Origin of the sequence: Brevibacillus sp. SIMBA_040, assembly GCF_046535075.1 — a bacterium.
In the GTDB taxonomy this organism is placed as follows: Bacteria; Bacillota; Bacilli; order Brevibacillales; family Brevibacillaceae; genus Brevibacillus.
This window is the reverse complement of the sequence record NZ_JAWRXI010000015.1, coordinates 1-26,594: the sequence shown is the minus strand read 5'-3', so window position 1 is coordinate 26,594 and position 26,594 is coordinate 1. Positions and strand designations below refer to the sequence as shown.

Here is a 26,594-nt window from a genome sequence, read left to right as displayed (position 1 = left end):
TAACAATCTTGTGATGAGGACGAAGAAGAATGATACTTAATGAGGTAATTATATATAGTCATCAACATAAAGAAGTTTTGAAGGAATACAAGTTTAATCCTTTTGGATTAAATGTTATTGTCGGTGAAAAAAAGGGGAAAGGTCAGGAAACCAATGGGGTAGGAAAGACCACAATGGTTGAGTCAATAAACTACCTCTTGGGTGGATCTTGTCCTGAAGATTTTTTCGGAAAACAGCCTCTTACTGAGAAGGATATTATGATCATTCTTCAACTTGTCTCTGAGGGTAAGATTCTTTATTTAGGTCGTTTAATAAATCAGCCCAATAAAGGCTTTATTCTTCCTGGAGAGACACTATCATTTGACTTATCCAATTGGATTGATAAAGAAGATGAGGATTATAAAAAGTATATACAAGATGTAATCATAGGTTTGAAACCTGAAGATCCTTCGTTCTCTGCACTTAGAGAATATATAATTCGTGACGAAAAAGCAGGTTTTATAAAAATTGGATTGCCTGACAGAAATGCAATGTATGAAGCAATTTATCTTGCTTTTTTGTTTGGTTTACCACATGACTTTGAAAAAGAAATAGCAAAATATAAGAAGATGCAGAGAGATAACAATCAAAAATTAAACCTAATAAACGCTCTAAAAGATGAAATTAGTGATTTAAGATTGCGCGAAAGAAAGCTAAACAAGGAAATTCAAGAATTGGATGCTATTATCCAAAAGGTTAACTTATCCAAAAAATTAACCAAGGATGCAGAAAACTATCAAATTTCTAAAACGGAATACAATCAAATCCAAAATTCACTCTTTGAATTACAACATATAAAAAAACAGTATCAGAGCAATATTAATGATTTGCAAGCAAAATTGGAGGAAATCAAAACAATAAATGATATACAACCGTTTTATGAGCAGATAATTGGATATTTTCCAGAACGGGTCAAGAAAAATCAAGAAGATCTACAACAATTTTATAGCTTTATGGTGGAAAGTAGAGGCAAGTATTTTTCCCATAAAATAAGTGAAATTGATTACGAAATCCAACAAAAACAAAATAGAATTGAAGAGCTAAATAAGGCGATAAAGAGGCAGACGAAATCATTTAGAAATACGGATATCATTTCAGATATTACGAAAATTACTGAAGACAAGAATATAAAATATGAAGAATTAGCGCAAATTAAAGTAAAAATAAGTATGTACCAAGAGAAGACAAATATAACGGCTGAAATAAATAGGATAAAGCAAGAGGTACTAAGGCAAATTGACATGAAACTCGATATTTTCAAGAGTTATGGAAATAAGATTTCAGAAATTAAGGAGTTGTTCAATAAACTTGTATCAGAAGCATATGATGAAACTGGAGTTTTTGACATCGAGTTAGTAAATGATACTGCTCTGAATGCTACAACTGGAAGGGTGAAAATTAACTGTACAATTGATGATGAAAAATCACACGGGCGTCTACATATGAAAATCAACATGTTTGACTTAACTTGGTTATTACACGGACTGGATAAAAGAGACAATTTAACATTTTTAATACATGACGGTTCTTATTCGAAGCCAAACGGAATAGCTAAATTCAAACTTTTAAAGTGTATAGATAAAGAATTAAAGGTTCGTAAAAAAGGACAATACTTTGTTACGATTAATGTAAATGAATTAGAGGAATCCGAAATTTCCGAGCTGAATGATGACAAATGTATTGTAGCAAAGCTTATTAGAACAGAAGATAATAAGCAACGATTTTTTGGTTTTAGATATACCTCATAGATGAATCTAAGAAATAGATATAAAAAAGTCTGAGCCACCTTTATTTAAGGTGGCTTCATTGTGGTGCCTTACGGAACCAAAAACATCATTTCAGACCTGTTAGTACAACTCTATTGTATGATGAAAGGGATAGATAAAATACTTAATTAGTTTCGAGAAATATCTTCACCTTGAGCGACGTCAGCAATAATGCTCCAGCACTTCTTCAACTCCTCGAAAACTTCAGGATTTTCACTGTATCGTCTGTTTTCAAGGAGGTCTTTTAGATTGGATGGTAAATCAACTGTTAAGGGGGATGTCTTTTGTAAGAAAGTATGTAAGACCTTTAAAAGTACACAGCATCTAATAGGATCATCATCTTTAAAAAGCTCTACGGCATGCTGAAATATTAACCGATCTTCTTGAGTGATTTTCATACTTTTCAGTCCCATCCATTCAATTTATTCAATTATACTTGTCTCATCATGTTGTGAATAGCAAATTAAGTTCTCATAAACTTATTAAAAGGGGAATGTTCATTTGAGATCCTTAAAGGATAAAATTATTGAACTACTAAAAGATCAAAGTGGTTTAACCGATAGAGAAATTACCGATATACTGTTAGGAAAAGGAATGCCGCAGCAGTCAGTTAATCAGGCATGTAGATCTCTTGTAGAGAAGGGGATAATCGAACGAGTCAATAGAAATAACGGATTATTAGGAAATTACATCGTTACTGGCTCACTAAAAACAGAATCGATTATGATACAGAAGCTTGAGATCTTGGAAAAGAGTGCATCTGTATTGACAGAGGATACCTTGAAAGAGGTATTGAAAAAACATCTACAATCGGATGGCTGGGAAATGGAGATAGCATGGGGGAGAACTCCTGGAATCGACATAAATGCGTATAGAGGTACGGAACGGTGGATTATTGAAGTGAAAGGCTTAGGGTCATCGAACCCAATGAACGTAAACTACTTTTTGGGAGTCCTGGCAGAGACACTACAAAGAATGGATGACCCAGATGCGAAGTACAGCATTGCACTACCTGATGTTAAACAATTTCGCAACCTTTGGGGAAGGCTACCGCTATTGGCTAAGAAAAGGACTGGAATTTCGGCTATCTTCATTAATGAAGCAGGGGAAGTAATCGAGAGCACAACCTAAAAGGTAAAATGTTCTATTCTGCCCAGGGGATGACGAGAACTATCATTCTTTTTGCTGTTGAGATATTAGTCTCAGTTGTTTTGAGTGTAGGAATTCCCTGCACTTATGAACGACTCTAAAGTCATAATATATGTAATAATCACTACAACTCCTTTAATGAGAGGAAATAGGGGGAGATAGAAGTGGATTTATCTCAAATCATTGAGTTTGAAAACGAAAGTACCTATGTAGATTTCAAGAAGAGTCAATACCAAAACAACGAAGATCTATTGAAAGATATCATGGCGATGGCAAATGCTAATATTGAAAATAATAAGCGATACATAATCATTGGCGTTAAGCATTTACCAGATGGAAGTAGAGAGGTTCATCCGATTCCCAAAAATGAGTTTAGGGATGATTCAGTCTATCAGGAATTAATCAGAAGTAATATTGAACCAGAAATTCAGTTTCAATATGTGCCATTCACTTATAAGGGCAATCTTCTCGGTGTCTTTGAGATTACGGGATGCAATAATCGTCCATATGTAATGAAGAAGCCGTACAAAAATCTGGATCAAGGCCTTTGCTATATTCGTAGAGGTTCCCAAAACGGGAGAGCGATAAGGGAAGATCTTGAAGTCATGTATGAGGAAAGGTATAAACGGCAACGAGAGCTTGAGATCAAGAACTCCTATTTACATCTCTTAAAACAAGAATTTAAGAATAACAGTTGGCTTTTGTGGCGTATGGATATATTCGTCTCAGAGGGACCTATCATCAAAGAACTTTGGGCGACAGCAGGTGAAATCTCAAATCATTTTGTTTTTGAGGCATGGGATTCATTAATGCGATCAGGCATCATCGCTTCTCTTGAGTTTGAAGAAATGGAAACATATCGCTATGCGATCAAGGCCATGCGGGATGCCATTTATTATGTTAGAGAGGCATCTGCAAATTGGATGCGAATACTTGCCTGGGATCACCCTATTGTAGAGTCGAAGGTTACAATACTTGAACTACGACAATCAATTCCGCCTAAGCAGGTACTTCAACAAAACGTTAAGAATTGTAAGGATGCAATAAATACCGCAAAAGAAGCAATTCGTGTGGCGATAGAACGTTTAGAATCCAGGCACAATGTATAGATAGGGCGCTCATTTTTAAGCAGAATTGCTTTTTTAACAAGTTGGAAAAGGGGTAAAGGATTGAGCAACCGATAGGAAGCCTACAAGTTAACAGATCGGAGAAGAGGAGTATCTCATCTCTCACCGATTCCAACTTATATTTAATATCTAATGGATCGCATCCCTGAGCGTTGGTGATATTTTTTGATAACTGGATTTCAATGTTTGAGATTGAAGACTGTCGTCGTTTAGATTTATTAATAATTGAACAAACCTTCTTTTAGTTCTTCTCCATGACCAGTACCATCACCATTGTCAATCATTTTGAATAACGTCCATCTAACTCTACTTTCTGTAAAGTCCCAGGTTCTAATCGTGTATTCTTCTTCGTTCCTCGTAATCCAGACTCTATCCAAATCAAAATCTTCAATTTCAAAGTTTTCATCTCCAAACACTTCGATAGCAAGGCTTCTAACTGCCATAGGAATTTCCATTATGATTTCTCCTTTGTAATTTGATTTCCGATTTTCAGTATAGGTATTTGGTCAATACATTTGAACGAGAAAACGATCGAGTAACATCTGCTACCTTCAAAAGTAGAGGGGAGACCAGAGAGAGGAGAGTGTGTGAATTTTTCCCTTCTCCCAACTACTCCTCAATCCCTACAACAACACCATAATCATGGCATTGGATGGTCATGTACTCCTTATTATAAGGAATTGCTATTGGAACACTTCCATTTGCTCTGATGACAAGCATAATTGTGGGATTGAGTTCGTCTACATATGCAACATATTGGCTCACGATTTGATAAGAGCTACCTTTTTTTAAAGGAATGATTGTCTCTTCCCAGATAACTTGCGAGTCTTTCCAGATATCTATCACTCTGCATCTTTCCATTCTGTGGATTTTTCCAAGGAACTTATAATCATTTGCTTCCCAATTCCACGAAAACACACCCTCTCGGCAAGCGATAAAGCCATCTTCTTCCCATGGATAGATTTGATCATCCTCGGTTTCGTTTCCGTATTTGTCTACACCTGTATCTAATGCTTGTTGCTGATCTAAGATTTCCTGGCGTAAGCAATCGATACTTGCCAACTCTTCGTGATCGATAATGGACAAAACTCCGCACAAATCATCTTCATGATCCCCGTATATATACATGACCTGTGTTAGATTTGCATTGCTTTTGGGTAAATGCAATAGCTGAACCTCTTCCTCTTTGTTGCTGCCTTTCCAGTTGTTTAGCTCAATTACGTTGTTCATGGTTATTACCTTCTTTTTTTACTGTTACTCGATTAAACGGAGGACTTGGCAAGAAGTTGCACCTGGAGAAAAATTTTATAATCTGCCCACAGAAACAGCCTAACAGGGTCATTGGTATAGTGTATAAGCCTACTCCCTGTCTTTCCTTCCCAATCAGTCAGGAAGAATTAAAAGCCAGGTTAGATCAATTGAATGTTTCTCATTATGATGATGAGGTGTACATTAATATCTACTTGATTGATTCCGATTTTCGCTCAAAAAAAGCAGGCCTTGATAGCATGGGGATGCTCAGACATGTCCATGTCACATCTGATTTTTTGAACTGGTACATGTCAGAAGGCATTGGGTATTTGAATCGAATCTGGATGTTAGATTAAACTGATACTGTTTGTTATACAACAGCATTGAGTTTATCGTCGGTCTGTATCATTTGGCGTATTGACTTGACTTGGCAACTTAGGTAGAATACAAAATTATTAGTCCAATATAAAAACAAGGGTGATCTAAATGAAAAGGTCAAAAAACTTTATCAAGAACAACCTAATAAAACGTTGAACGCTCAGGTAGAGATGCCTGAGCGTTTTTTAATGGTGTTTTGAATGCAACTCTATTAACAATCAAACAAGGAGATGGTATCAAATGAAAACTCTGTTACACAAATTTACTCAAAAGCAGTTTGTCCAGAACGTCATTATTGAAGTAGTCGCTGATTTACTCATGATTGTTATGGCCATCGTCGTTGCTTACTATATCAGGACTATATTGTTTTAGTCCGTATCACAGGGAGGAGAATTATGATGAGTCAAAACCAAGAAATCGACCATTACCATCGTTTTATTTCGATTTTGGAGAACGAGGACGAGTGCCTGTTTGTTATTCCAACATCGATCCTCAAGCAAGCTGACATGCAGATCGGTGACGAGTTTATCGCCATGCCGAAAAAAGGCGGAGGACTGGTTATCAAAAAGTTGAATGATACGGAACTGTTTCTGAATTTGGAGATTACCTTTTGATAAACCTCATAGGAAAGAGGTGGAATTATGTTAGCAGACGAAGAATGTACACTTCAAATAACTGTGAAGGCTTGCATATGCGGAAGCATTGCAAGATATAAAACAGGCACAGTAGCACATTATATAGGTGCTAATCGAATCTTGTTGCACAATGATCCTCACTACTATTGTTCTTTTTGCAAGCAAATTACCTATGATATCAATTTGAAAATCACTCCATTATTGAAATTTGCTTATTCAAATGGATTAAAGGAGATTGATTGGAATCAAAGAGAATGAGGTCTGACAAGTAATGTGATACGCAAAAATGGACAAATGTACCAAAGGAGAAAAAGAAGAAGCATAAAAAAACAAGGATATCAATTGATGGGGGCATTGTTATGGAAAATGACTTCGAAAAAGTAGCCGTAATCGAAAAGAAATACCCTAATCTTTGGAAGTGGAGAGCCACAGAATGTATAGCGTCGGTTTGTTCTCAAGCGGTAATGGATGAAGTTGATCAAAAAGCTTGATAGCTAATTACGTAAAATAAACTATTGATGGCTGCAACAAAAATAACATTTGTTCGTTTAATCGAGTATACAGGATTGTTGTAGACAAGCTGACTTGGAGAAGCATAACTTATTATGAAAGACTTCATATAACTTATTCATATTATTCATACAGGTTGTGTATCAATTGCACAATTTTTATGCAAGACATCACACATAGTATGAAGAAGTTACACAAATGTTATGAATAAGTTTCATAACTTAGTATGAAATATCTCAAGGTCAGAACGAAAAACTGTACCGTTGTTTGTTGATACAATCGAAAAAATAAAAAAAGGAGTGATTGGAAGTGATAAAAAAATTGAAAGTAGTAGCAACTGTGTTGTCTACGGCAAGCGCATTGTTAGCGAGTGTTACCGCTGTTTATGCGGCGGAAAAATATTCACTAACTCAAGTCGGAAAAAACTATGCTATAAGGGCTCCTGAGAAGCCGGATCAAAGGTATCCATTCCCAGAGGGGTGGACTCCAAATCAAATCATGGCTACATGGACCTCTGATAAACAGAAGAATATGCAAATTTTAGCGGATGAGTTGGAGTTTGTAAATCTTGGAGCGGGTGCGGCATATAGTCCATATGGTAAAGGGCCAGGGACTACATCAATTCTTGTGTCCGCAGATGCAACTGAAAATTACGATACTCTAATCACTATCAGTGTTTGGAAGGGCTCCAACTACCTACCACTTGATAATAAGATTCCATATATTATGAAAGAACTTTTCCGATTCTACTTCCCAAATGAGGGATCGAAGCTATGGCAAATAGCAGATGATGCGTTTAATAATAAGAATGTTGACAAGTACCTTAATAAAACTCTGACATATGATGACCGTCAAGTAAAAATGATGAATGTACAAGGAAATCTTGTTATCGTTGTCGGTAAACCAGGTACCAAATACGATAGTGAATGGAATGTAATTAGATAGTATTGTTCTCAATTCTAAGTAGGAGCTGAAAAAGCTCCTATTTTTTATGAGGTTTAAGAAGAAGGTTTAATTGTGTTTTGGTTTATCCACCCCCCGATCTTTTTTCCACCGTAAAATTATGAGTCGACTACCTTAACAATATGATAATTATACGATTAATAGTCAGACGTGCTTCGACCAATTATCTCTATCAACCTATCAAGGAAAGGTAAATAATTAAAGGAAAAAGGAGGGGGAAAATGAGAAAAATAAAATGGACTGGAATAATTACTACTGTACTTCTAACAGGGGTTGCTCTGATTGGAATAAGTAGTACAGGAAGTGAATCAATTAAAGGTCAAGCGGCAGGATTTGGTGGGGATAGGAAAGTCATTCCGGATTATGCTGGTCGTAATCCAGATGTTGATCCACCGTATTCATTTATTTTCAATCCAAAGTATAACGGACCACAGAACAAATACTATGGATCCAATGTGAGGTTCTACGAAGAGCTATATCGTGGAGAGTTTCTTTGGTATTCAAAAGTTCCGCCTATAGATGCTACAGAAGCAGACAAAGACATGTCCACGATGTATGAAAACCGACTAAGGGTTTGGGGCGGAAATGATGCAGACTGGTTAGTAAACCCCAGCTATAGTTGGAACCTAAAAAAAGGACGAAGCGCTCCGGGGAAACAAGATTATTGGGGCGACAATACGGGAACAACGCTCATTACATCAGGACCGTATGCGGGAAAGGAGTATGAATGGAGATATTTGGGCTATACATTTGACGGAAATAGCCCAGTGGACAACCCTTACTTTCCGCCAGATATCACACCTTCTAAATGGGAGCCTTGGAAGAAAAATTGGATTGAAAGGCCATGGAGTAAAGGATATACCACGCAGACTTATTATGATGGATTAGCAGAAAAAGTCCAATTTTTCATTGACTACTTTTTCCCCGCAAATCCAAATTTTCGAAGACCATCAATGGATATTCGAGCAGACGCGGCGGATTGGGCAAACAAATTCACTCTTCAATCGGATCCGACTCGCTCAACAGCAATCGTCACGGGATTCCACGTCGTAAATGGTAAAGTTTTCTATGCCAGCTTATTGCTCAAGACGCCCTCTCAGCCCAATTTGAGGCTGATCACCTATGAGGTCTACGACAAAGAGACTGGAAAACTCATTGGACAGCAATTGCTGAATGCTAACGACAATAAAGATTTTACAGAAACTCGCAACTACTTTGACTCAAATGGAAATAAAGTTGAAAAAGCCTCTATTGAGAAAGGAAAAACCTATGTCATTAAGGCAAAAGTCAAAAACATGGTTGTACCTGAATTGGCTGGTAAAGATACTACCTATACCCCCATTCGTTTGAATCAAAAATATGCGTATGATTTGACTTCTTATAAGTATGGTGAATGGGAAGAAACCTACATGGATTCTGTAGTAACTACTCAATCAGCTACTACGATCAAGTATGGTGGAACTGTTGATTTCTCGAAGCAGCAACGAGGTGGATCGGGTGAAATGACGTGGGAATACACAGTTCCTGATGAGGTTAAGAAGGAAATCGTATTTGAAGCTGATATCGTAGAAGGTTTTAAGAAAAAACGTGAAAATATTTGGTCACAAGACGATGTGGGACGACTGCGTTTCTTCATCAAACCAGAAGATATTTCCATTGGCGATGCACAACTCATTGATAGCAAAGGAAATGTTGTGGAAGATGTGATCCCAGATCAAACGTATGGACTTCGTATCTTCGTTAAAAAGTTCGAAGGTGATAAAATCGTTGGTGATCCAAAGGATCCAAAGAATCCGTACGCTTCTGTTGACGTTGAGATAACGGATAAAGGGTCTGTTTCTCGCACCATCCCAGGAACGGTAGCTAAAGATTCTTTAACGAAAAAAGGAGACACCATTGCTATTGATGTCCCAAGGGCGATCACTCCAAAAACGTCAATTATCTTTGCAAGATGGCAAATTGCTCAAAAGCATCGAGACAATGGACATAGCCAAATTCCTGAGAATGATGGATGGCGTTCAAAAACATGGGCATCTGAGGTTAACATCAGTGTTAAAGACTTTAGAGTAAAACCTCAAGCAATCCTGCGTCCGAAAGACAAAGAAGCAGGAAAAGAGAACTTGACTTTCCAATTCACAGTTATGAACCAAAACAGAGAGAAGCAAACGAAAGATATTTCGTATGTGATTCGAAGTCAAGGAAATGATGTGTATAAGGGTTCCATTTCTGCTCCAGCGAACAAGCAAATCCCTGTTAGCGTATCGGTTCCGAATGTTCCCCTCTTCTTCGGAGAAGTTCCATTTGAAGTAGAGGTCAATCCAGCGCCTCGTAAATGGATTGAATTCAAGAAGGACGGTTCAGATCCTTACATCGATAATAAGGCAAATAACGCTATTCACGTATACCAAAATCAAGAGCCAATTGCAAAATGTGAAATTGTCCATCCGCAGAACAATTGGACGACAACTTATTCCTTGTATGAATGGGAAGGACACCGAGAATCTTATGAATCATGCCACACGAATTCAGATGGAGAAGAGAGCTGTCGGACTGTCACCTATTGTGTAACAGATTGGGATCATGAATGGGAAGAAACGAAATCTCACTATGAACGTTACGAAATTAAGAATGTATTCTTCCGAAGCAAACTCACCGATGATACACAAGGTGGATGGGTGGATATACTGAAACAACCAGGTAAAGTGAAGGCTGGTTATGGCTTTGAAATAAAATTTGTTGTTCAGTATACAACGAATAATTACTCAGCTGCACCGAAACCATGGAGATCTGGATGTAGTGGTAAAACAGTGAGTCCAGGATGGAGTTCAGTTGAAACGCCTCAAAGCATCACAGTGACAATGCCATACTCTGATCAAAGCGGTCAACCGGTAGTTTATAATTTGACACCAACTTCCACATCGGGAACATGGGATAATAAGACTGAGGTATATGAAATGCCAATGCGAAATGCGTTCAACATGAAATCCACAAGAGAAATCTTCGTGAACGAAGGGGCAAGAGACGCAAAATATAGCATTCGCATAGATACCTTCCCATTCTATGGTTCATATGACAAGCCACCGACTGATGATATCCTTTGTGACACAAAGCAAATCATTATTCAAATTCTCGGTGCCAATAGTGATGACGTAAAAAGTCATGTGACCCAATGATTTATTGATACATGTAATAAAGGGATTAGGCGTAAAATGCTCCTAATCCTTTTTTTTATGCTAAGCAGCAAGAACATTTGTATTGTTGCCTTGAAAACTCTATCATCTTATTTCCATCTGTCTGTTTTTCCGTTATCAGAACATCAATACCAAACTATAATATGGCAAACATAAATGAAAAGGCGAATGAAAGATTCAAATTTGTAGCAAGGCAGGGTTTTGTTCAGGAAATAAAAATTAAGAAGGGAATTGATATCATGATCAAGAAGATGGTTTCTTATTTTGTAGGTTTGTTGATTCTTTCCTTTTTGTTGGGAGGCGCTATATCTTTTGCTTTGGATTATGTATCATATTTAATTCTGTTTATTTTGTCGATTTCTCCGATTTATGGAGCGTTCAGAATTCAAAGAAATTGGTCAAAAGGAATGTTTTCTCTTTTTAAGATGTTCCTTTTTCGTAAAGTATCAGTAACTTTATTATTGGCAGGCTTTATCGTAATGTTGATGCTCTACAAGGTCATTTTTGTGACACTTGCTTATGGTTTGTTGCTTAGTATCGGGGGAACGGCAACAATTTATCTGTTGTGGGAGAGTGTCCGATATGGACTACAAAGGTGGAAATCAATACAGATCGTATCATTCTTTCAGGCATTTAAAAGTGCCTGGTAAAATGGAAAAAGACAGCCTTACAAGCTGTCTTTTTTTGCGTATTTACGACAAATAGGTATCTAATACTTCATCCATAATTTCAACGGGTATCGACCATTTAGAACCCATAATGTCTATGATTTTCACGGAAGAGAGATTGAGTGTATTTGCCTGCTCGACTGGAATCCCAAACTCATGAGCAAACTTTAAACCAGCTTCAATTTTGTGAGCCTCTATATCCAAGAAATTCATAAAGTCATCTTGCTCTTTCTCAGAGGAGAATAGGTCATCTTTTTGGATACCGTATATAGTAGTTCCTATCAATTCACCAAATTGTGAATAAATCTCGAAATTCATATCATGCTTATCCAGTTTTGTTGGTTCCAGAAAAAAGTTACGATCTTTGAATTGAACAATGTTTGTCATTGAAAAAACCTCCTGATAGTATTTGGGCAATCTTCTTATTCTTCAATACGATAGTTGATGAACTGTAAACCTACTCCTTCCTAACTCTGTTTTTGCGGAATCCAAATCCCAACCTGTTAATATTGCGAACGAAAAGCGTCCACCTTATCTCTACATCTGCTGATATCATAGGCAATTGCCGACGAGAACATAACAGATTCTTCTATATTTTGTTCAAACACTTGTTCTTATTTTAGGGAATTACAGGAATGAACACAAGGTTTTTTTGCTATTTAAGTAAAATAAAACCTATAAAATTATGAAGAAAACTCTATTGAAACTACAAATAGAATAATATAGTAGAAACGGTAATTAACAGCATCCTCAAAATCGACTAAACATACTGGGACTACTATGAGGTATGCCTAATATCAACACTCTATTAATTTCTTTATCACGGGGGTATGGAGAATACGTCATAAACCTCGCTCACTCATGCACACTCGTTGTAATGTATTAGAAAATCATGGTAACTTATGTGTAGGCCTCTGGAAATTTATACAGCAAGGTTTGACGTTATTCGTTTTCATGAGGTAGAGGTGAGGATCTGGTTCACGCTTGGATAATTGGTAGGCTTGTTTACTGCCTTCCAGTGGCCTTAACAATAATGCATTAGGGGGCAGTTGATGTTGGGTAAAGAGATTATCAAAGATTTTATTCTTGATCACGATGAGGTTCTAAAAAATCCAAATGCAACATGTGCAGACCTAATAGAGCTGAAAGATAAGTTTTATAAGAGGTATATGAAGAAGCCAAGGATAACGGAAGCTATTATTTTGCGTTGGTTTCATCATTTTTTAGAAATGGATCAAAGCGTTTATGAAAACGAGGTAATGAAAAGTAGTGTCATACTCAGATCAGAGAAAAAGTATAAAGCTGACATAGGAAATCAAACATTGGACATTTCCATTCTAAAAGGATCTGAGTTAAAGATTGGAGTATCTATAAAGGTTAGCACTTCAACATCAGCGTATCTGGATGGGGCAGACTTTGCTAATCCAGTCATTGAACGGTATAAAGAGCATTTTGTAAAAAGCGTAGAGGAATACAATCACAAATATGAGCTTAGGAAGAGAATCGGTGTCCCAACCTTATTGCAAGATATGGCGAGGATTGAAAATATCCAAAAGGCACGAGAAAAAAGGTTTGAATCATTAACCATAATTTTTGGACAAAAAAAGCCAAAAGATGAATTTTGGATTCGTGAGTTCGAAAATAACTTTAATCACTACTATATTTTTTTGGGGGATACATCAGAAAAAATAATTAAAGAAGAGATTGTTGCAAAAATACCATCCATAGAACAATGTATTTTTTCTTGAGTATGGAACATCACAAGGTTGTTATTCATAAAAATAAATGGGAGTTGTCAATAGTTTCTCTTCAATTATGAGTATTTCATCTATTTCCCTATATTTGCTATGACTAAAACCAGATAGCCATCATGAAGGAGATATGAGAAACCATGTCAATTGACCATTACCCTCTTCCTCCAGTGTATATGAGGAATAACAAAGAGTGCTTTCTTGATCCTATCAGGAACAGTTTAATTGTAATAACACCTGAAGAAATTGTAAGACAACGGATGGTATCTTACTTACAGGATGTATTAGGTGCTCCTAAAGAAATGATTAAACTGGAAGAACCCATGACTTATTTTCAAAAAGGTGCAAAAGGTAGAGCAGATATTATCGTTTATCGTAAAGAAGAAGATGAATTATATTCTGTGATTCTTGTAGAGTGTAAAAGCCCTGATATTGAATTAACTGATAAAGTATTTGAACAAGCGGTAAAATATGATCAATTGATAACAGCGGATGTTTTGGTGCTGACCAATGGCAAAAGAGCAGAATGGTATGCTTGGCATGAAGAAGATGAACAGTACTATTTACTAACAGAAATCCCAACATATTTGAGTTTACTGGAAAACAGGCCTTTGCATTATGACAGAAGCGAACCATATGTTTGGAAACGACCATCGTTTGGGTCATTATCAGCTAATGTGACATATATAAATTTTGTAGGTATGGGGTGGATCGGTGAAGGGACAGATGCTGTATTACAAGGTTTTATTATGAACCTGTCTGGATGTCTGCAAGATTCAGTGGAATTAATAAATCCAGGCTATTATGAAGGAGTCCATGTAATTCGAGATGGAGGAATACGGAACACTCGATTCGGAAATGCCGCTGGAGGCAGTTGGACTGGCGAATATAGATATGTCGTCATTGAAGATGAGGATAAAAACAATCAAATTATTAGTTTTGCAATTCTCGGTGAAATGAAATCGACAAATGACCCCGTATTTGGCAACCGTAAAGGACATAGTGTATTAGTTGTAGCAATAGATGACTTTGACAAGAGCCATAACTCACTACAACTTAATTTAGATCGTTATACAAAAAAAGAAGATGATACTACATTTACCATTTGGCATGACGGAAAATTAACAAATGGTAAAAAGGGTAGGGTTAGAAACTCAGATGTGATTGCATACATCAAGGAATATGCACCTGGTCTACTTGACGAGAATGATCAGGTATTTCTTGGGAGGTTCTCTCACTCGAAAAATTTTCGAATCTCTGATACAGAAATGAAGGAGTTCTTGGGGAGGATTCTTAAATACTCATTGATAAGAGACGAATATCGTAGAAAGAATAGTTGAGAAAGTTGTGAGTTCGGGCTGGCTAATCACTAAAAAACGGGAGTAGCCATAGGATATTAATTAGAAGGAAGAGTTTACTCCCCTTGTAACCAAAACCCTATCTTTCTGCTTTTGAGGAGGTCCCTAATGGGAAAAAAAGAAGAAGAACTGTTGAGTGAAATGATCGAGTTTGACGATGCTTTTCCGAAAGGGGTATATGCGGTACCAATTCCAAAGTGCTCAACTCGATATAACATAAGGAAAATTGCCGAGTATATGAGGGAAAATGGGCTTAAAGGTCCGTTAAGTGAAGACGAACTCCAACGTTTTAGGATTGAGCCTAAAGGTTTTATCTGTAGGGCAGTGGTTAACGTTGAAGAGGCAACGCACTGGTTGCCGACCTTTGACGATGAAATTGGAGATTGTGAAGTAACGCCTTTCCAATTATATCGGATATTTCTCGACAAATATGGTGATGAATGTGTTATCGTTGACGATGAAAAAAACTTCTCGCTCATTTATCTCTGGCACAATGGTCGATTCGTGGTTCTTGAGGAAACAAGGTAAAAACAGAGCAGATTGAGGGAGAAAATAAGAGCAATGGGAGGGGGCTTCTGAAATATCCAATAGAGTTTGTTATATAACGCCATTAGGTAATATTTGACAATGCCGATAACGTTGATTATGATAGCATCAAAGCAGTCTATGAAACATGGGAAGGGTGGGTAATCATGATAAGGGATGTTCGTACAATCTATAACAGACACATACGTAAACGAGTATGCACTCAATCTCAATAAGAGAATGGGTGCTTTTTTAATACCGTTGCATTTCAAACTGTATTGAAATCTTATTTGTAGGATCTCGGAGGCACAACAATTATTTCACTAAAAATTTGGAACTGGAAAATTATGAAAGGAATGTTGAGAAAACAAACTGTACACAACGTCCTCATTGAAGTTGCGGCAGATCTATTCATGGTGGCTGTTGGTATTGGTATAGCTTATTCGATCAAGTCATGGATTGCCTTCTAAGGGAAGTAAGATATTGGATTAGAATTATGAAGAGGGGGAAGTGGCTACATGGAAAAGAATGCACACTATTACCACAGGATTATCGATTGCTTAGGAGACGAAAGTGGAGAAGTAGTATTAGTAATCTCTGTAGAGCAGATGAAACGGGCTGGCCTGGTAGTCGGTGATGAACTACTGGTTATTGCGAGGGAAAACGAGCTCATTATCAAGAAAAAATAGAAACAAACTGGGAGAGGATAGGAATGAGGTTGCGGAGGGGTGGTCTTAGGCGTGCTAAAAAGATTCACCGTAGTAAACTATGTCCACATACGACGATAGAAGCTTGGGAAACAAAGCGGCTTATAAAACAAATTGATTGTAAATTAAAACTGCTCGATAAGTGGAGGAGGTGAAGGGTTCATTGAATATAAGTCATCTGAAATTTCGAGACTTACAATAATTTGCAGTAAGAAACTTATCAATGAAAACGGTAGAAATTGAGAGACAACAGACAGAAGCAAGAGGGGAAGAACTTCTTGATACCGGGTTTACGAATTCTATCCGAAACCCTTGTTAGGGGTTGTGACAATGGAATTTCTATATAGACACAAAAGTACAATTGATGATAAAGAAGAAATTTTGGAGTTTGGAAGTGAGGTAATGGTAGATAGAGAACGAATAGAGCGGGAATGTATTTGTGGTAAAACAATGATACAAAAAATTGGTACGGTCGATCATCATATTGATAATCTAAAAATCGAACTTCACAATGTTCCGCATTATTATTGCAGCCAATGTGAAAGAGTTGCATATGATATCGATACAGATATAATGCCACTACTAAAGGTTGCATATAAGCTCCGATTAAAAGAAGTAGATTGGCAAAATAGAAATAACATGAACATTGTTTTTACTTTCAATGCCGCTGACGATTTGAAACAAGAAATCCAGGGCATCATTAACGAAAATATTGATAACATCAAGGATGAGTCATTTGTAATCATGCTTGGAAGTAGGGTAATTGTTGGACAGAGAATAGGGAGTATCATTGTGGTTGAGAAAATGATCGGGAAAGTAATTTGATAAAGGAGGCGAAGGAAACTTGGATGGAAGAAAAAGTAAGAGTTCGTAGTTGTTATTATTGGAATTCCGAGGAGATAGGGATAAAATGGAGCGTAGAGATGTAGCTATAACCATTATTGGTTCCGTTCTCTCTAAACAACTATTTTTGCGTTTCGAATGGGAACCGCCTCGGCGTTGGGAAGCTAAGGGGCGGTTTTTCGCATCTATAAAGGCAGGGGGAAGTGAAATGTGGGATCAGGAATTGTTTATTACTTATCTTACTGAACTGCGAAAGCATCTATTTGCCAAATTGACGATAGAAGAAATTCTCGAATTAGCGAAACATGAGCATCACCGGGCAAGACGATTCATGAATCTCTATATCATACAGGATAAAGCGACCTTCCATAATTACTACTTGAAGCGAGCAGAGCTTGAAATCCAATTCATACTTGACCAGGTGATTTCTGCCCTATTACATGAGAATTGGAATATGTCAGTGAAGAAGGAGATCATCGATTTGCTGGGAATTAAGCAAGATATGATCGTGAATCAGGTAGTGGGTTATCAGGCGAGAGAATTTGAAAAAGATTTATTAACCTACATCATGTATTGGAGAAAAAGAAAAGGCGATTTAGTCAATTCAAGAGAAGAGATAAGATACAAGGTGGAAGAAATAATGAACGAGTCAACCGAAGATTAATAGTAAACCAGAATTCATCTGATTTCTAAACGAATAAAGTCAATTTTAATATGAACCCGCACCAAATCTCTTCCAATTCTATTCCTGACTCTTCAACTTTTTTCTAAAACCTGAAGATTTGATACCCGAGTCCATGAGGAAGAGCCTCTGGACTTTTTTATTGGTAACTTTTGGGGACAAAAGACCTTGAAGGGAATTATAATAAATATAGGAAATAGTTCCCCCTACTATAAACGACTTTAGGAGTATGAAAATGTTTAGTTTATTCTCAAAGATAATAGCTTACTTCAAGATTCGAAAATCAATCCTGTTGATCAGAAAAGTCACTACCTATATAAACGTGTTAGATAATAAGTACCGATCTTTGAGCCAAAAAACTCAAGTTGCACACGAGAAACCCGTTTATGTTCCAAGGTCTTATTTTGATTCGCTGTTTAAGAGCTTTGAAACAGATCGAACCTATCTTGAAGGGGAGTGTCCATTTAAGATCACTACCTCAATTGAGGAACAGTATATAAGGCTTAAACCGTGGCTCACAACACTGCCAGAGTATCGGGAAATGTTAAAGAAATACAGATCAGTCCAAACCATGTATAAGCATTCATATATAGAGCTTCAGGATAGAGCGCAAGAAATGGACAGTTTGGTTCGATCATATAAATTAAAGCTTCAATTATTTTATAAAGATATATCGGAGATGAGAACAGAGTATATTTCAGAGTCCACGAAAAATAGCTTTTTGAAACAGTATGTCGATCTATATTTGTTTTATAAGGATGCGAATCCTAACGATATTGCCGATCCAGTAGCTCTTACTTTTCTAAACATCATGAAGGATTCAACTAATCATGTAGTGAAATGGAATTCTGAATACATACAACGTGAACTTCAAAACAATCAACATTTCTTTGATGACATCGACGGAAAATCTCTTGATCAGCAACAGAGAATTGCGGTTTTGACTGATGAAGATAATAACTTGGTTCTTGCAGGAGCTGGTTCCGGCAAAACGTTGACAATTTCCGGCAGCGGTCGGCAGCAGAGCTTATGTTTACTGAAAATAGAAAAAGCAAGGGGGGACGGTGGGGACAAATTGGGGACGCGCTTCACTCGGAAACCCAAAGATTCACTCGGATGCGAACGGATACGAACGGTTTAAAGCCTTGAATATAAAGGGTTTTAAAGATTGGCTCTGTACTAATAAGAATACCCTGTCTTTTTGACAGGGTGGGGTCGCTGGTTCGAACCCAGTCCGGATCACCATATGAGTTGATATTGAAAACCCTTATCCCATAAGGGTTTTTATTATTTTAGTGCGCCCAGTATGGGCGATAGCTCTAGGGTGTAAGTCCCGAACGGGGGTTGGCTGTACCAACCGTTAGCCCAAGGCAAGGGTGTCCATCGCGAGGTGGAATCTGAAGGAAGCCGGCGGCAAAGTCCCGACCTGAGGTACACGAATCTAATTTGAGGCTGTTGTACTCGGACGAGTTTGCTAAACAAAACGAAGTCCAATACAGCCAAGGGGTATAACAGTAAATTAGGCAGGTACATGGGATGAAAGTTATCGTTCTTACCTGGGGAGGTCTGCATGAAGTGCCTTCAAATGTTGGTAACCGACTCCGTAAGGAGTCGCTGAACATGCAGAAGTCAGCAGAAGCCATAGTACCCAAGTAAAGGACGCTTGAACGGGGAAGGGCTGAACATTAAGTCAACACATCCACTAATCACTTTCGTGATAATACTGTGAAGCAGAACTCCGTAAGGATCTACTCTTGGAGAATAAGGGTGAAGCCCTGAGGGTACAAGAGAGGGCCGAGTATTATCCGGCAAGACTAGAAGGATGTGTGCGAAGGAAAGGGTATCGTCATGGAATTGCTGGGTAAAGTCCTATCACGGGAAAATCTATTAGTGGCACTCGAAAGAGTGGAAAGAAACAGAGGATCGGCAGGAATCGACGGTGTTTCAACCGAACAACTGCGCGATTATATCCGTGAACACTGGTTAACCATTAAAGAACAGATTATGAAAGGAACCTATAAACCTTCTCCTGTCCGCAGAGTCGAAATCCCGAAAACTGACGGAGGAGTAAGGTTATTAGGTATTCCTACTGTGGTAGACCGTTTCATTCAGCAAGCCATTCTCCAAGTACTTACTCCAATCTTTGACCCGTATTTTTCAGAATCAAGTTTCGGATTCTGACCGAATCGAAGTGCGCATGACGCCATGAGACAGGCACAATCTTATATTTCCGAAGGATATCGCTTTGTCGTGGATATGGACCTAGAGAAATTCTTCGATCGGGTAAATCACGATATTTTAATGAGCCGGGTTGCTCGGAAAGTACAAGATAAAGCTTTGTTGAAACTCATTCGCGCATACTTACAAGCAGGCATCATGGTTAACGGTATCTGCCTTTCGGCAGTAAAGGGCACACCACAAGGAGGCACGCTTAGTCCGTTATTGGCGAACATCCTGCTTGACGACTTGGATAAAGAACTGGAAAAGAGAGGACATCGCTTTTGTCGATACGCAGACGATAACAACATCTATGTGAAAACAAAGCGGGCAGGAGAACGGGTAAAAGAAAGTATTCAAAACTATTTGGAGAAGGTACTTAAGCTAAAAGTAAATGAGCAGAAAAGTGCAGTGGATCGACCTTGGAAACGTAAGTTCCTCGGTTTCAGTTTCACTAGTTCAAAGCAAGCAAGGATTCGGCTTCATCCAAAATCACTTCTGAAGTTGAAAGAGAAAATCCGCTTCATTACAAATCCGATATGGAGCATTTCGATGGATGAAAGGATTCAGAAGTTAAACCAGTATCTTATGGGATGGATCGGATATTTCGCCCTTGCGGATGCAAAGAAAATACTACAATCCATCGAGGAATGGATACGGCGTAGACTTCGACTTTGCTTGTGGTCTCAGTGGAAACGAATAAGAACCCGATATCGAGAATTTCGTTCTCTGGGTTTATCGCACGTCCAAGCCATAGAAATTGCAAACACCCGAAAGGGTGCATGGCGTACCACAAAGACTCCTCAAATACACAAAGCCCTCGGAGTTGCATATTGGCAACAACAAGGTCTGAAAAGCTTAGTACAACGATATTCTGTCATTCGTCAAGCTTAATGAACCGCCGTATACCGAACGGTACGCACGGCGGTGTGAGAGGACGGGAGAGTTAGCCACTCCCTCCTACTCGATTCTAATACGATACTTTCACTTCAAACAATGTAAGGATGACAAGCACATTGACGGGTAAGAAGACACAAAAGATGAGTGGAATAAAACTATAACTAATACGAAGTTATATTGATGTAGATGGCAGTCATGTTGAGGAAAATGATTGCCCATCGATTGCAAATAGTAGCAGAAAAAATGGGAAAAATCATTGTCATATGGCAATTTGATTTGGATACCCTTTAGACCAATTTTCTGTTGTTATATAAATAGAGTGACACAATGTCCACCCTACCCAAACTGACTAGTGGGACAACTTGTACTAGATCATAGAAGGTATTATGAATTGTGAAAACCTGAGAACGGAAAAGTTAGTTTTCTAACATCGCAAAATGCGAGAATAGAACATCGGATACTTGGTCATTCATCTGTGGGAGTTACGCAAGAATGCTACCTTGATTTTTCGGATGAAGAAATTGGGGAGATGTATCAGAAACACAGTCTATTGGCTCATTTGAACGAAATGTAAAATACAAAAGGGCATTAGCACACACTGGCTAGTGTCCTTTTGTATTGGTTGTACGGGAGTCATATTTTGCCACTTAGTGATTCGTTTACATAGTGTGTTTATACTGTTCAAATGAAAGTTAGAGCGTCCTATAAACGCCTATTGACGGTTTCTGCTTCATATCGAAGCTTGAGGAAATCTTTGGTATAATTAGTATGGGTATTTAGCCTTAGAACGAAATCAATACTGTGTAGAAATTAGGTGATTAATATAAATATCATTGACTCAGATATATTTTACTCCTATTGTAGTTATTTTTTAGAGGATAATTTGGAATTAGAATCAATTGCGAAAAGGATTATTACTCTTGATGCGGCTGAAATGGTGGTAGATTCCAATAACATTGCTTATTGGCGAGATAGAGATAGTGGTTATAAGACGGCACATCTATCTCCAAAAAAAAGTTAACGAGAATCGTTTCGAGATAACTATTCCTTCAGAAATGTCATCCCTACAAGCCGAATTACTTTATCAATTTCAATCAATGAAATTCCATGAACAAAAACTGTATAAACATTTTGAAGAGAACAATAAATATATAAGAATTTTCTTTGGTGGGTGCTATCTACGAGAGAATAATAGGCTGATTTCTATTTATCCACAGATAAAACTATACAAAAATGGAATTGTACTTATTTCCTTTAGAAAGATGTTACCTGATATTCATTTAACGTCAGAAGAATTTATTGAGGACGAGGTTAATATCGTTACTAAGTCTTTTAACGAAATTTTACTTCCACCAGGCATCATTTTTGCCAATGAACTAGAAAGTCGAAAAAGTAGTAAGTATAGAATTTTTAACAGAAAATCACAGTATAAGACAATAGCGAGAATTCTTGTGACAATCAAAATGGCAACACAACCTATTCATGAGACTGATTTTAGTTTTAATGTAATTCCTATGACTACTGATCAGGCCAATGAAGAATTGAACTTGGATTTAATAAAGGATATGTTTCTAGTCTACATACGGTACTTTGCTAATTTTAGTTCTTTAAAGCCTCTCAATAAACGTAGAAACGAGAAGTATAATCTATACACATATTTTAGAGGTGTACCTTCCATTTATTTAATTGATTTTACTAATCAACCAGACTCAAAATAGGAATTCGATTTAATGCATTATCGCTTTTTCAATCAAGTATTGGCCAGATCTGTTGGGATTGAAAAGGATAACATCGAGGAAAAAGACTACAGACATTATGATGATTATAGTCTTTATGTAAACGAAGCTGTAATACTTTGGGCGTTAAGTAAAAAAGGACTTACTTCAAATAGTGAATATTCAGACCCCAACAGAAATCACTTGATTTTCGATAAACAAATTCAATCTGAGATGCTGATGTATATGTTTGGCTTAAAACATAGGTTATACACTCTATCTGCTTTAAAGGATTACACGGTATTGGAAATAGTGAGACAAAAAATTGCTATTAATACTATGGAGAGACAGTTTATAGAAGCTAGTAATTTTGGTGAAATTAACAATTTGACAAAAGGCTATTCACAGTTGTTAGATAAATTCGAAAAACTCACCGAAGTAAATTTATCGTTAAAAAAAGAGTTTAATGACGAATTAGATCAAAAAAGAACAACTACTTTTTCATGGATTATTGCGATTTTCTTTGGTTTATTTAGTATTTCATCTTTTTCAAAGGACTTTCTGTTACCACTTTGGAATGTATATTCACAACCTAACAATTCGGGGCATAACCAAGATTTGCAAATCATTTTTGCTTATAGTACAAGTGCATTGATTACAATAGTCTTTCTTGCACTACTTTATTTCTTGATCTATCGACGTAGAAGATGACACTACATTAAAAAATTCAACCCAAATAAAATAAAAGGAGAAATTGAATGGGAAAGAAAAGTGAAGATTTACTTGATTTTAATTTCATTGACTTATTTGAAGAACTTCCAGTAGACCATGTGAGCGAAGCCTCAAATATTCCGTTTGAGCCAGTGCGTTTAAATTGGACATTAGTACAAAGTCTATCTCATAGAGAGCTAGAAGCCCACCTACGAAACTTGCATATTATAGATATGGAGCAGCTTGTATTTGATGTAGTTAAGACAAAAAGTGATGAGTTGATGATACTTACGGGCTATGCCTACGATAAGTACTACACCAGAGCAATTATTGTTAAGCCTGATAACAATATTAATGGTGTGAGCATTGGAGCATTTGAAATGAAAGATGGCAGGTTGCATATAACTGACATAAGGGTTAATAAGAAGGATGCGAACAAGGGCTATGGTGCGCAATTGATTAAGGCTGCAATCAACAATGACATTAAAGTGATTACAGGGGAAATAACACCAGAGGATTATAGGAGTCACAGTGATAGATTATTCCACTTTTACGATAAACATGGCTTTATTATCGAAGACTTTGGTCACTTTGCCAAGATAAAATGGGAAAATCTTATTATTGATTAAAAGAAGATCTTTATCAAGTTTATTCAAAAAAATGTTGTAGTTGAAATAAACGGAGTGAATGATATGACAGTAGCGAATTGGTTAGGTGTCTATGGCCTGCTTATGGATATTGTTGGTACATATTTTCTAATTTCAGGTTTTTTTGGAAAAAAATACGAAACAATGCTAAGAGAAATGCAATCAGCATTTGACTACAATAAAGAAGCTTTTATCAATGTGGCAGATCAAAAAGCATCAGCTTTGACTGGCTTTAGAATTCTAATTCTTGGATTCATACTGCAAATTGTAGGTAATTTACCGATAACAGAGTTACTGAATATACAATTAGTAGCTAGTATTGGATTTTTGTTATGTTTTTCTCTCGTATTTATTCTTATTATGTACAAACGAACATTGACAAACTTTTATATCGGACTATTATCAATTAATTGGGAATACCCAAGCAAATTAGAAGAATTACCTCAAGTTCTACAACAATTAATAGAGAAAAGTGGAACACCAGGATACAATTCAGCAGTGATGATTGAGAAGAAATCAAAACTAAATATTCGATTATTTCTTGCTGTTGCTAGTTTGGGGGAAGAAAGTAGTAAACATAATTAAGAGATGACAATAAAAGATGGTTTTTATTAGAGAGGGATAAGGAATGACAATTTTTTTATATAGCTGTGCTTTTGCATACATTCTATTCGCCGTCATCGCACCATTTAGTGAGATTCCTCCCCATTACGCTAACTCTGCTGGAGTAGTGGCATTCTTCATCTCATGCTTTGATTTCTTTGAGGCTTCTTTCAAGATAGTAAAGGATTATAGAAAAAGAGAGACTCTGGAGAAACTGGTGAAATGGAAATTTTCATGGAGAATTATTTGTAAGAATGCTAAGAGTATTGGTTCAATAATCGGATTATGGATATCCTTAATTTTTTCTAAGATTGCGATCTTATCAGCAGTATCAACTGCAATTTTAGGTGCTTTTATATTGGAGAAGTATAAGGATGATCTAGTAGTAATATCTCAATTGGGCAACTATGTAACATTTAGTGCGATTGGCGTTGTGTTTTTGACCAAAGCAATGGCCTCACGGTACTCTGTTTATGTAGCAAGGAAAAAGAGCTTGATGCCATTGAAGAAGAATGTTGATTGATATTCTAATAAAAACAAGATTTGATTAGGAGGAAAGTGAAATGGAACTTATCAAAATTGGTCATGAATATGAATTACCTCTTGGAGATTATTGTGGAGTAAGAATCGAAGAAAACGGTATTTCTAAGTTTGAAGTCAGATTGACTGGCACAGCAGCCGCTGTGATGAACGCAAACAAGGATAGATATGAGGAAGTGTATGATTGGCTTGAACAAATTGCAGTTAATGTTTTTAACACTGGAGAAGTTGGCGAAAATCGAGTGATTGTAATTGATTCGACACTGATCAATGACAAACAGTACATCATAAGGAACTGGAAGAACCTTATTAAAGGGTAATTCGATTGAGTTTGGAGTGAAAAAAATGCTTCTAACAGAAAAAGAAATAGCCAGTCACAGCATTCCTTTTGTTGAAAGGCCACATCTCTATTTCTTATTAAAAGGAGATGAGGTCACATATGTTGGCTCTTGTTCTAAAAGCACTCCCAATTTGTTCAGTCACAATGATAAAGACTTTGATTGTTATTACATGTTAAGTGTTGAGCAAGATGTCGATCTGAATGTGTTATTAGCCGAGTATATTATTAAACTAGTTCCAAAACATAATGGTAACTTACAATCAAATGAAAAGTATATGTCAAAGTCACAAATCAAAAAGAAATTCAATATGAGTGGTTATGATATTAACAAAGTAATAAAAGAAAAAAAGATAAATACTGTTTACCTTGACTACTATGACATTGATGAATTTTTTCAATGATGATTATTTGCTTTTGGTGGAATCAGATAATACAGCGATTTAATAGAAGGTGGAGGAATTCCCTTTGGACACCCAATTAATTGTGAACTATTTGACGTCATTCGTTCAGGGTAATCAGTATTATTTAGAAAAATGGAGAAAAAGGGGTTTCTCATGGAATTGGGGAGCGGCTTTTTTTGGTATAACATGGCTTGCTTATAGGAAAATGCACTTGTATACCACTTTGATATTCTTGATTAATTCATTATTTGGGTTCATGTTAGGTTACATTGGAATGGAAGAGCGTGAGTTCAGGAATCTGCTAATTTTGTTCTTTTTGTTCCAAAGAGTGGTACTAGGTATATTTGCTAACTTAATTTACTATGTGTTTACCATCAAAAAGATAAAAAATGCTTACATTAAAAATCCATTAATTTCAACAGAAGAGATTCAAAAACTTGGTGGTGTTAGTGCAATTGGAGTCTTTACTGTCCTATTGGTAAGTTTCTGCGTTAATTTTCTATCGTATTCGTTCTGAATAAAATATCGTTTTTATTTGGAGTAAATTACTGGTGTTGGATAAAGAGCTGTTAGGGTTTAAATTGAAATATTGGTTTGCTGTACTAATGGTACCAATTGCAGTAAATATTTTGGCATTGATCCCCAATCCTTTTGCAATTCAAGATGACAATGTATGGATTGGTTTCTTTGGTAATTATGCTGGTGGTATTGTTGGTGCTTTTGTCGCATTAATAATTGCTAGAAGGCAAACAGAAATTGCTTTAAAACAATTAGATGACGAGAAAAAGGTTAGAGAAGAGGAAAAGTTAACACAAAAAGAAGCAGAAGAGAAGGTCAGACAAAAATATCTGAAGATTATTCACTTATTCATTTATGAAGAAATAGAAACTAACATCAAGAGAGAGTCTGTAAAATAATTTGTGTAAACTCTCAACCTCTAAACTACAATTAGTATTAGAAAGGTTGGGAGATTTTTA

At 36.8% G+C, this 26,594-nt stretch carries 29 protein-coding genes and 1 pseudogene; 26 read left to right on the top strand and 4 right to left on the bottom strand.

Translation table 11 applies throughout. The features are described 5' to 3' along the window. Positions 1 to 29 precede the first annotated feature (29 nt). On the top strand, positions 30 to 1,787 hold the full coding sequence (locus SB752_RS22670) for a DUF2326 domain-containing protein (RefSeq protein WP_410717813.1): 1,758 nt from the start codon (positions 30 to 32) through the stop codon (positions 1,785 to 1,787). A 146-nt stretch (positions 1,788 to 1,933) separates the two neighbouring features. On the opposite strand, the gene SB752_RS22665 is transcribed toward SB752_RS22670, so the two are convergent. Further along, positions 1,934 to 2,203: a hypothetical protein gene (locus tag SB752_RS22665; RefSeq protein ID WP_410717812.1), complete on the bottom strand. Its 270-nt coding sequence runs from the start codon at positions 2,201 to 2,203 to the stop codon at positions 1,934 to 1,936. Between the two features lie 103 nt (positions 2,204 to 2,306). Here SB752_RS22665 and SB752_RS22660 point away from each other — a divergent pair, with 103 nt between their 5' ends. Both SB752_RS22660 and SB752_RS22655 read left to right on the top strand, forming a co-directional pair. Next, the gene (locus tag SB752_RS22660; protein WP_410717811.1) at positions 2,307 to 2,936 is read left to right on the top strand and encodes a MarR family transcriptional regulator; all 630 of its coding nucleotides are present in this window, start codon (positions 2,307 to 2,309) and stop codon (positions 2,934 to 2,936) included. A 182-nt stretch (positions 2,937 to 3,118) separates the two neighbouring features. Continuing rightward, positions 3,119 to 4,063, top strand: a complete 945-nt coding sequence (locus tag SB752_RS22655) for an ATP-binding protein (RefSeq protein WP_410717810.1) — start codon at positions 3,119 to 3,121, stop codon at positions 4,061 to 4,063. A gap of 236 nt (positions 4,064 to 4,299) precedes the next feature. Here SB752_RS22655 and SB752_RS22650 read toward each other — a convergent pair whose 3' ends face one another. Further along, the gene (locus tag SB752_RS22650) at positions 4,300 to 4,536 is read right to left on the bottom strand and encodes a hypothetical protein (protein WP_410717809.1); all 237 of its coding nucleotides are present in this window, start codon (positions 4,534 to 4,536) and stop codon (positions 4,300 to 4,302) included. A gap of 154 nt (positions 4,537 to 4,690) precedes the next feature. Continuing rightward, complete coding sequence (locus SB752_RS22645) at positions 4,691 to 5,311, bottom strand: hypothetical protein (RefSeq protein WP_410717808.1); 621 nt, start codon at positions 5,309 to 5,311, stop codon at positions 4,691 to 4,693. 639 nt (positions 5,312 to 5,950) lie between these two features. Here SB752_RS22645 and SB752_RS22640 point away from each other — a divergent pair. From SB752_RS22640 to SB752_RS22615, 6 genes are all read left to right on the top strand, one after another. After that, positions 5,951 to 6,082: a hypothetical protein gene (locus SB752_RS22640; protein WP_410717807.1), complete on the top strand. Its 132-nt coding sequence runs from the start codon at positions 5,951 to 5,953 to the stop codon at positions 6,080 to 6,082. Between the two features lie 23 nt (positions 6,083 to 6,105). Then, entirely contained in the window at positions 6,106 to 6,324 is a 219-nt protein-coding gene (locus tag SB752_RS22635; protein WP_410717806.1) for a hypothetical protein, read from the top strand. A gap of 27 nt (positions 6,325 to 6,351) precedes the next feature. Further along, on the top strand, positions 6,352 to 6,603 hold the full coding sequence (locus SB752_RS22630) for a YgiT-type zinc finger domain-containing protein (RefSeq protein ID WP_410717805.1): 252 nt from the start codon (positions 6,352 to 6,354) through the stop codon (positions 6,601 to 6,603). 561 nt (positions 6,604 to 7,164) lie between these two features. Then, a complete protein-coding gene (locus SB752_RS22625; protein WP_410717804.1) occupies positions 7,165 to 7,800 on the top strand; it encodes a hypothetical protein in 636 nt (211 codons plus the stop codon). Positions 7,801 to 8,039: 239 nt separating this feature from the next. Then, positions 8,040 to 10,991 carry a hypothetical protein gene (locus SB752_RS22620; protein ID WP_410717803.1) on the top strand — a complete coding sequence of 984 codons (2,952 nt, stop codon included), beginning with the start codon at positions 8,040 to 8,042 and terminating at the stop codon, positions 10,989 to 10,991. 257 nt (positions 10,992 to 11,248) lie between these two features. Then, entirely contained in the window at positions 11,249 to 11,659 is a 411-nt protein-coding gene (locus SB752_RS22615; protein WP_410717802.1) for a hypothetical protein, read from the top strand. Between the two features lie 42 nt (positions 11,660 to 11,701). Here the strand turns inward: SB752_RS22615 and SB752_RS22610 are convergent, their stop codons facing one another. Then, positions 11,702 to 12,064 carry a hypothetical protein gene (locus tag SB752_RS22610; RefSeq protein ID WP_410717801.1) on the bottom strand — a complete coding sequence of 121 codons (363 nt, stop codon included), beginning with the start codon at positions 12,062 to 12,064 and terminating at the stop codon, positions 11,702 to 11,704. A 665-nt stretch (positions 12,065 to 12,729) separates the two neighbouring features. Between SB752_RS22610 and SB752_RS22605 the strand changes: the two genes are divergently transcribed. From SB752_RS22605 to SB752_RS22525, 17 genes and pseudogenes are all read left to right on the top strand, one after another. Then, positions 12,730 to 13,425 (top strand): hypothetical protein, encoded by a 696-nt coding sequence (locus SB752_RS22605; RefSeq protein ID WP_410717800.1) that lies wholly within the window; start codon positions 12,730 to 12,732, stop codon positions 13,423 to 13,425. Between the two features lie 143 nt (positions 13,426 to 13,568). Next, positions 13,569 to 14,768, top strand: a complete 1,200-nt coding sequence (locus tag SB752_RS22600) for a type I restriction enzyme HsdR N-terminal domain-containing protein (protein ID WP_410717799.1) — start codon at positions 13,569 to 13,571, stop codon at positions 14,766 to 14,768. Between the two features lie 126 nt (positions 14,769 to 14,894). Beyond that, the gene (locus SB752_RS22595) at positions 14,895 to 15,314 is read left to right on the top strand and encodes a hypothetical protein (RefSeq protein WP_410717798.1); all 420 of its coding nucleotides are present in this window, start codon (positions 14,895 to 14,897) and stop codon (positions 15,312 to 15,314) included. Positions 15,315 to 15,829: 515 nt separating this feature from the next. Next, entirely contained in the window at positions 15,830 to 16,000 is a 171-nt protein-coding gene (locus SB752_RS22590) for a hypothetical protein (RefSeq protein WP_410717797.1), read from the top strand. Positions 16,001 to 16,348: 348 nt separating this feature from the next. After that, a complete protein-coding gene (locus tag SB752_RS22585) occupies positions 16,349 to 16,843 on the top strand; it encodes a YgiT-type zinc finger protein (protein WP_410717796.1) in 495 nt (164 codons plus the stop codon). 85 nt (positions 16,844 to 16,928) lie between these two features. Then, on the top strand, positions 16,929 to 17,525 hold the full coding sequence (locus tag SB752_RS22580; RefSeq protein ID WP_410717795.1) for a hypothetical protein: 597 nt from the start codon (positions 16,929 to 16,931) through the stop codon (positions 17,523 to 17,525). A gap of 253 nt (positions 17,526 to 17,778) precedes the next feature. Further along, complete coding sequence (locus tag SB752_RS22575; RefSeq protein ID WP_410717794.1) at positions 17,779 to 18,684, top strand: UvrD-helicase domain-containing protein; 906 nt, start codon at positions 17,779 to 17,781, stop codon at positions 18,682 to 18,684. Between the two features lie 707 nt (positions 18,685 to 19,391). Beyond that, positions 19,392 to 20,654 (top strand): annotated as a pseudogene (ltrA, locus tag SB752_RS22570) (group II intron reverse transcriptase/maturase). 986 nt (positions 20,655 to 21,640) lie between these two features. After that, entirely contained in the window at positions 21,641 to 22,378 is a 738-nt protein-coding gene (locus SB752_RS22565) for a hypothetical protein (protein WP_410717793.1), read from the top strand. Positions 22,379 to 22,390: 12 nt separating this feature from the next. Beyond that, positions 22,391 to 23,086: a hypothetical protein gene (locus tag SB752_RS22560; protein WP_410717792.1), complete on the top strand. Its 696-nt coding sequence runs from the start codon at positions 22,391 to 22,393 to the stop codon at positions 23,084 to 23,086. A gap of 47 nt (positions 23,087 to 23,133) precedes the next feature. Then, positions 23,134 to 23,715, top strand: a complete 582-nt coding sequence (locus tag SB752_RS22555) for an N-acetyltransferase (RefSeq protein ID WP_410717791.1) — start codon at positions 23,134 to 23,136, stop codon at positions 23,713 to 23,715. A 63-nt stretch (positions 23,716 to 23,778) separates the two neighbouring features. Further along, the gene (locus SB752_RS22550; protein ID WP_410717790.1) at positions 23,779 to 24,318 is read left to right on the top strand and encodes a hypothetical protein; all 540 of its coding nucleotides are present in this window, start codon (positions 23,779 to 23,781) and stop codon (positions 24,316 to 24,318) included. Positions 24,319 to 24,361: 43 nt separating this feature from the next. After that, entirely contained in the window at positions 24,362 to 24,859 is a 498-nt protein-coding gene (locus tag SB752_RS22545) for a hypothetical protein (protein ID WP_410717789.1), read from the top strand. A 40-nt stretch (positions 24,860 to 24,899) separates the two neighbouring features. Then, complete coding sequence (locus tag SB752_RS22540) at positions 24,900 to 25,196, top strand: hypothetical protein (RefSeq protein ID WP_410717788.1); 297 nt, start codon at positions 24,900 to 24,902, stop codon at positions 25,194 to 25,196. Positions 25,197 to 25,221: 25 nt separating this feature from the next. Next, positions 25,222 to 25,617 carry a hypothetical protein gene (locus tag SB752_RS22535; RefSeq protein ID WP_410717787.1) on the top strand — a complete coding sequence of 132 codons (396 nt, stop codon included), beginning with the start codon at positions 25,222 to 25,224 and terminating at the stop codon, positions 25,615 to 25,617. A 49-nt stretch (positions 25,618 to 25,666) separates the two neighbouring features. Then, a complete protein-coding gene (locus tag SB752_RS22530; RefSeq protein ID WP_410717786.1) occupies positions 25,667 to 26,134 on the top strand; it encodes a DUF2628 domain-containing protein in 468 nt (155 codons plus the stop codon). A gap of 34 nt (positions 26,135 to 26,168) precedes the next feature. After that, positions 26,169 to 26,534, top strand: a complete 366-nt coding sequence (locus SB752_RS22525; RefSeq protein WP_410717785.1) for a hypothetical protein — start codon at positions 26,169 to 26,171, stop codon at positions 26,532 to 26,534. Positions 26,535 to 26,594 lie beyond the last annotated feature (60 nt).